Origin of the sequence: Brevibacterium sp. HMSC07C04 (genome assembly GCF_001815905.1) — a bacterium.
Taxonomy (GTDB): domain Bacteria; phylum Actinomycetota; class Actinomycetes; order Actinomycetales; family Brevibacteriaceae; genus Brevibacterium.
Genome location: NZ_KV823238.1, coordinates 66,563 through 72,849, shown reverse-complemented (window position 1 = coordinate 72,849; position 6,287 = coordinate 66,563). Strand labels below are relative to the sequence as shown.

Here is a 6,287-nt window from a genome sequence, read left to right as displayed (position 1 = left end):
TAGAGGTCAGGACTTCGGTAAGAGGGTGAGCATCCACCACCGTTAAGATCGCGGCATGCGTCATCATCCGCGCTGCTCGGTCAGATGTGCAAGCTGAGCGGCCCGTTGGCTGATGATGTGCCCGGCAGTATGAGTTCCGGCCACGATGGTGGTTTGTTCGGCCAAAGCTGCAGGGATCTCGTCACCCAGGTGGGCCGCCATGCGGGGTGCGAGTTTCTTCAATCGTGTTCTCACGCGGCTGCGTTGCGTTGTTTCCCCTCGGATCATGAACGACTGGGGCAGACATCATGCCGGAGCCAGCCGGTTCCCTGCACTGCCTGTCCTGACGGACAGCAGTGACACCTAAAAGGTAACGGGGCTCGGGTCGGAGATATTGCGGCGTATCTTCACGGGCCGGGAAAAGCGAATGAACACAAGTACGTGGATGCTCGTTGTCAGCGCTGCTCTGGTGGCATCGTGATTGGCTCAAACATTAGAGCGCAGGGAGAAACTGACCCGATGTTTTGGGCTGTCGAGATTCGCGCAACACAGGGGCGACGTGGAGATATCACGAAACCTATTTGGCAGTGTTCGTTACGGAACTCTGTGCATGATCGGGTCCTCAGAGACGACGAATGGGCAGATGCCTGCCAGACTTTCATCGAGAGCATGGGGTTGGAAGACAACCGTTGGAGCCTAGTTTGCCACGGTGATGACCCTGTGCACATCGTCGTGTCCCGCGTCAATGATGAAGAGCAGGTCTGGCACGGGCGCAGTGACCGCGGACAGGCTCAAACAGCCTGCACCCAGCTAGACAAAACCTATGGCCTTGAGGCTTGCCCCACGGTTGAAGCACACACCGAAACAGACCGTGACCCAGGAGTGGTCACGGTACGCAAACAGGCGCAGGACATCAGAAACAAGCGTGCGGGAGTACCGCACCGGCCTGGTGTTGCGCCGACGGTCGGTAGCCCACACGCGCTCCGGTGGCTTCAAAGAAGCCCCCCGAAGCGAGGCAGCAGAACGCGCTCGGGTGATCCGTCGTACCGCGACCATCAGCGGCGAACATCGCGAGAGCAACGTCCAGCCCAAGGGCGGGGCGAAACTAGCCCGGATAAGTATGTTCAGGTATCGGTTTCTTACTGAACCATCCGAAGAAATGAGCCATCTTCACGACGAAGATAACGAGAGCAGCCGCTAGCAGAACAAACGTTAGATAGTACGCCGTACTCGATATGAGAGTGCTTTGATGAACGGGTGGATATCCATCTTGAAAACAGACTATCCGCGGTGGAGCGAATGTTGTTTCGATCCATGCTGCAGTTGAGTGCCGAATCTCACCCGAACCGTTCAATGGGCATTTCCCCACTCCTTCTATGGCATTATCGGCCTGCCAGGATTCAGCAAGAAACGCGACTATCGACGCTGCAAACGTGCAGACAGAACCGAGAATGAACACCCTGGTGCGAACGAAGCGAGAAACCCATGTGGATGTTGTCTTATTCATAAAAACAACCTGCTCATATTTTAGGGTGTGATGGCCTTGGGCCGCTTGTCTTCGAACTCGCCCCAGTTGAAATGAGTGGGCGTTTGTTCTTGCCGTCCAGAGAGTAGTTCCATTGGTACAGCTGGAACTCTAAGCCCCAGCGCAAGGGATCTGGTGCATTTTTCAGGTTTGATTTTCCGAGCCAGGCGGCATTGATTAAGACCTGCCTCTTCCCGTCAACGTTGTCTTTGGTTTGGAACCACACACTGTTGGCATGCGCACGGGTAGGAGGTTCAGAAGACTGTTCTTTGTCTTTCACAGCTGCTGCTCGGTTCTGTTGTTTCGTTTTAGGAACCTCTTGGTCCCGTTTGCGGGTCAGATCAGCGTCCCCTGCGTCTTGGCGCAGTTTACCACGAGCGTCGTCAAGGAGACCGTTCGATGTAGAAGAGCTGCGTGCTGCCGTCGTGCTCGCGCCGTCCTTTGCAACCACAGTCAGATTATCTACTTCTGCATTTCCGTCAGGAGCCTGGCTCCGTAGGTTTTCTTCTAGATTCTGAATGTTCGCATCTAGTGAAATTGGAGAGTCATAAATGTAACTCCCAGCTACATTACCAACTTTAAACCCTACGGATTGAACTTGGAAATCATTATTTTTGCAATCTCGAACGCATCGCGAGTTGAAATTGGATGGTCGAACTCCACTGTTGTGTTGTCTGCTTGCTGATCTGACGAACTTGCAGCCTCAGCTTCTAGCGTTCCTGTAGCGGGGTCCGCTAGCGCCAGGCGCGAAAGTGTAAACGCTGTGATCGTCAGGAAAAGTGCGCTTTTAGAGATCGTTAGCTGGGATTTGGAATCTTTTTCTGATTGTCCATGCCGTTCTCCTTTGGACTGCATGGCTTCATGGGGATTACTCGATACTCTACACATCAGGACATTACTTGTAAACAAAGTTAACAAATATTCCCAATGGAAGGGCCGTGAGATGGGTCGACACCTCGAAATGAACCGCCCGTTTGTGTGCTTGGTTAGCGGTTGAATATACGTGCGAAAAACCTAGCCTTTCAGGAGGACGAGACGGCGCAGTCTGAACCGTTGCAGGGGCTGTTGCAGCCGCTTCTGAAGGGGTGTCACGGGGGTGAGCGGCGCCTCGTGAGTTTTCCTCACCCCAGAACCCAGCGCTGTGCGAATCCCGAGCGCACCCGGCACCTCCTGCCGAGAAGAAGCTCCCGCTAGCCGCAGATCCACGCTTTAGCAACCACTGCTAATGGGAGTTTCTGCGGCTAAAGCGTGGGCGGGGTTGAAGGACGAGGTGCCGAGCCCTTGAACGCGCCCGGCACCTCGCGCTCCTGCCTCAGACCCCGACGGATGCGGGCTCTTTGGTGAGTGGCGTCTCGGCGGGTTCTTCGTGATCGAGCGCCTGCCCGCGGGTCTCCCGCAGCAGCCACGCGCAGACCAGCGAAATGACCCCCGTTGCGCTCAGCAGCAGACCGATTCCCGTACCGCCGTAGGAAGCGCTGATGGCGCTGGCGAGGATCGGCACGATGCCGCCGCCCAAAATGCCGCCGATGTTGTAGCCCAGGCCAGCGCCGGTGTAGCGGTAGCGCGGCTTGAACAGCTCGGGCAGATAAGAACCCAGCGGCCCGTAGGCGCAGGCGTAGAACAACAGCGTGAGGCACTGAGCCAGGGCGAAAGCCGCACCCGTGCCGATTGATATGACGGGGAAGATGAAAAGCGCCCACACCGTGCCCGTGGCAAAGCCGAAGATCAGCAGACGACGCCGTCCGAAGCGGTCGGACAGCCAGCCGGCCAGCACAACCGTCACACCGAGCACCACCGCGGCGAGCATGTTGATCGACAGGACCACGGTGCGCGGCAAGCCGATTCCCTCGGGGTCGGACGCGTAGGACGTGAGGAATGACGTCGACGTGTGGAAGAACGCGAACAGCATGACCAGGCAGCCGCTGGCCAACAGGACTTCGCGGGCCTGGAAGCGGAACACGTCGATGAACGGCGAGCGCTCACGCGGCCTGACTGCGTCAGCACTGTCGGCGCCGTCTACACCCTGCGTATCCTTGCCACCGCCGGGCGCTGCAGCGATCTCGGCGTCGCGTCTGCGGGCTTCTTCCGCTGCCGCCTGCGCCTGCACGAAAGCCGGGGTTTCGGCAATGCTCAGACGCACCCACAGGCCAATGGCGATCAGCAGGGCCGAGGCCACAAACGGAATTCGCCAGCCGTAGCTCAGAAACGCCTCGGACGAATCCCCGGCAACCAAGGCGGAAACGAGGAACGTTGTGTTGGCCAAGAACATCCCGGCGGGTGTGCCCAGCTGCGGAAACGCCCCGTAGAGGCCGCGTTTGTCCTTCGGCGCATACTCGGCGGTCAGCAGCGCGGCACCGGCCCATTCGCCGCCGACCGCGAAGCCCTGCAGGAACCGCAGGGTCACCAGAATGATCGGCGCGGCAATGCCGATCTGGTCCGACGGCGGAATGAGGCCCATGAGCACAGTGGCCACACCCATGATCAGCAGCGTGGAGATGAGCGATTGCTTGCGCCCGATCCTGTCGCCGAAGTGGCCGAAGAAGATCGACCCCACCGGGCGGGCCACAAATCCGACGCCGAAGGTGGCGAAGGACGCCACGAGTGCCGCACCGGAGCCCAGGGCCGGGAAGAACACTGTGGGGAAAACGAGGGCAGCGGCGGTGCCGTAGATGAAGAAGTCGTAGAACTCGATGGTGGTTCCGGCAAAGCTCGCCGCGCGCACGCGGCGCAGCTCACGGGGCGTTGGCTTTCTTGTGCTCCCCACTGCCGAGGTGCCGGTTGCCGAGGCGCCGGGCGGGCTGGCAGCACCGCCGGCGGGTGTCACTGTTGTCGTCATGGTGTCTCCTCTTTTGTTTGAGCCGCGGCTGTGCGGTGATTCGAAGACGACGCTAAAGACTCAGTGCGATAGGGACTGGCGCTGTTTGACACACTGCGACGCGGTTTGTCACATGCCTGTCCCCCGCTGTCACACAGGGCCCACCGGGCGTAATAGAGCTGTCCTGGAGCGTCACAGAACTGCAGTGCCGGAGTCATTGGCTCATCACGGCCGCAGCAAATGTGATCCGGGTCGCGTTTGACAGAAATTGAACACTGTTCAATAGTTGAACGGTGTTCAATTTCAGTGAAATCGCCGATCGCGCAGTCGCGGGAACCCCGGCTTCCTCTGACGAAGCGCTGAGCATCCTGCGCTCTGACGACTCCCAGCTGCTTGACCTCGTTGCCGCCGCCGGGCGCGTGCGCCGCCACCACTTCGGCATGAAGATCAAAGTCAACTACCTGGTCAACCTCAAATCAGGTCTGTGCCCCGAAGACTGCGGCTACTGTTCGCAGCGCTTGGGCTCGGACACTGAGATCCTCAAGTATTCGTGGCTCAAGGGCGACGAAGCCCGCCGCCAGGCCGAGTTCGGACTGGCCGGAGGTGCGTCACGAGTGTGCCTCGTGGCATCCGGCCGCGGACCGTCCAACCGCGACGTTGAGCGGGTTGCCGGCATGACCGAAGACATCAAGGCCAACAACCCAGACGTCGAAATCTGCGCCTGCCTGGGCATCCTCAAAGACGGTCAGGCGCAGCGCCTGCGCGATGCCGGCGTGGACGCCTACAACCACAACCTCAACACCGCCAAGTCACACTACGAGGACATCTGCTCCACACACACGTGGGACGAGCGTGCCGAAACAGTCAGCCGCGCACACGAAGCCGGCATGTCACCCTGTTCCGGGCTGATTGTGGGCATGAGGGAAACCGACGAGCAGATTATCGAAGCGGTCGAATCGCTGCGCGAACTCGGCTCAGACTCCATTCCCGTCAACTTCCTCATCCCGTTTGAGGGAACACCACTGGAAGGCGTCAACTACCTCACACCCACCCAGTGCCTGCGAATTCTGTGCGCCGTTCGACTCATGTGTCCCGACAAGGAGCTGCGCATGGCCGGCGGACGCGAAATGCACCTGAAATCGCTGCAGCCCATGGCCCTGCACGTGGTCAATTCGCTGTTCTTGGGCGACTACCTCACCTCTGAGGGCCAGGCGGCAGAGGACGACCTCAACATGATCGTCAACGGCGGGTTCGAAATCGTCGGCCAGGACGATGCTCGGGCACTGCGCGACCAGCTGCGCGCCCACCGCAGAGCACACGCTCAGGCAATGAACAGTGCCGAAGAAGCGGCACCCGCAGTCTCAGCCCCGGCAACCCTGCCTTGCGGCAAGAGCGCACCCCCTGCCGGCACCTCGGCCGGTGACGGAAGCGTGACCGTCCCCACCATCCGCAGGCGCGGAGCAGGAACGGCCCTGGCCCCGAACGCCTAAGGGACCGACAACAGAACAACCCCGGCAAAAACCGGGGTTGTTCTGCGTAAACGGAAAGTCTGATCAGAAGCCGAGCGCCATGGCGTCGTTCTGGATGTCGCCGAGGGTGGTGACACTGCAGCTGCCGAAGCCAATGCCCACAACGAACATGACGGCAGTCACAATCCAAGCGAGCTTCTTGTGCTGCTCATAGCCTTCAAGCGGCTGGCCGTTCTTATCGCGGCCAGCACCCACCAGGTAGATGATCAAGTCGATGAGCGACCAAATGCCGAAGCCGCCGAGCGTGATCAGCTTGAGCACGCCAGTGCCGATTTTTCCAAGGTAGAAGCGGTCGATGCCCAGGCTTCCGAGGAACCAGGCCAACAGCCATGTAACAAGGAAGCTTTTCTGTGATGTGTGTGTATTTGTAGTCACAGGACAACAGTAGGCCCACGGGGCCATATGGGCCAAAAGCACCCTGCATAGGCCCGAGGGAATC

At 59.5% G+C, this 6,287-nt stretch carries 7 protein-coding genes; 2 read left to right on the top strand and 5 right to left on the bottom strand.

The features are described 5' to 3' along the window. Positions 1-63 precede the first annotated feature (63 nt). Positions 64-234, bottom strand: coding sequence for a hypothetical protein (locus HMPREF3162_RS11755; RefSeq protein ID WP_218079163.1), 171 nt, complete (start codon positions 232-234; stop codon positions 64-66). A 186-nt stretch (positions 235-420) separates the two neighbouring features. Here HMPREF3162_RS11755 and HMPREF3162_RS12110 point away from each other — a divergent pair, with 186 nt between their 5' ends. Continuing rightward, on the top strand, positions 421-1,125 hold the full coding sequence (locus HMPREF3162_RS12110) for a relaxase/mobilization nuclease domain-containing protein (RefSeq protein ID WP_371089251.1): 705 nt from the start codon (positions 421-423) through the stop codon (positions 1,123-1,125). 374 nt (positions 1,126-1,499) lie between these two features. Here the strand turns inward: HMPREF3162_RS12110 and HMPREF3162_RS11565 are convergent, their stop codons facing one another. The 3 genes from HMPREF3162_RS11565 to HMPREF3162_RS01910 form a co-directional block, all read right to left on the bottom strand. Further along, positions 1,500-1,955: a hypothetical protein gene (locus tag HMPREF3162_RS11565; protein WP_141750237.1), complete on the bottom strand. Its 456-nt coding sequence runs from the start codon at positions 1,953-1,955 to the stop codon at positions 1,500-1,502. A gap of 134 nt (positions 1,956-2,089) precedes the next feature. Beyond that, entirely contained in the window at positions 2,090-2,359 is a 270-nt protein-coding gene (locus tag HMPREF3162_RS11560; RefSeq protein WP_141759525.1) for a hypothetical protein, read from the bottom strand. Positions 2,360-2,816: 457 nt separating this feature from the next. Then, on the bottom strand, positions 2,817-4,340 hold the full coding sequence (locus tag HMPREF3162_RS01910) for an MFS transporter (protein WP_070575693.1): 1,524 nt from the start codon (positions 4,338-4,340) through the stop codon (positions 2,817-2,819). 272 nt (positions 4,341-4,612) lie between these two features. On the opposite strand from HMPREF3162_RS01910, the gene bioB reads away from it, so the two are divergent. Then, on the top strand, positions 4,613-5,809 hold the full coding sequence (gene bioB, locus HMPREF3162_RS01905; protein WP_070575697.1) for a biotin synthase BioB: 1,197 nt from the start codon (positions 4,613-4,615) through the stop codon (positions 5,807-5,809). Positions 5,810-5,872: 63 nt separating this feature from the next. Here bioB and HMPREF3162_RS01900 read toward each other — a convergent pair whose 3' ends face one another. Continuing rightward, on the bottom strand, positions 5,873-6,223 hold the full coding sequence (locus tag HMPREF3162_RS01900; protein ID WP_070575700.1) for a TM2 domain-containing protein: 351 nt from the start codon (positions 6,221-6,223) through the stop codon (positions 5,873-5,875). Positions 6,224-6,287: the final 64 nt, after the last annotated feature.

What these genes read in the sequence shown, in the direction of transcription:
- HMPREF3162_RS11560 (WP_141759525.1), bottom strand. Translation starts at nt 2,359, where the DNA reads ATGCAGTCCAAAGGAGAACGGCATGGACAATCAGAAAAAGATTCCAAA.
- HMPREF3162_RS01910 (WP_070575693.1), bottom strand. Translation starts at nt 4,340, where the DNA reads ATGACGACAACAGTGACACCCGCCGGCGGTGCTGCCAGCCCGCCCGGC.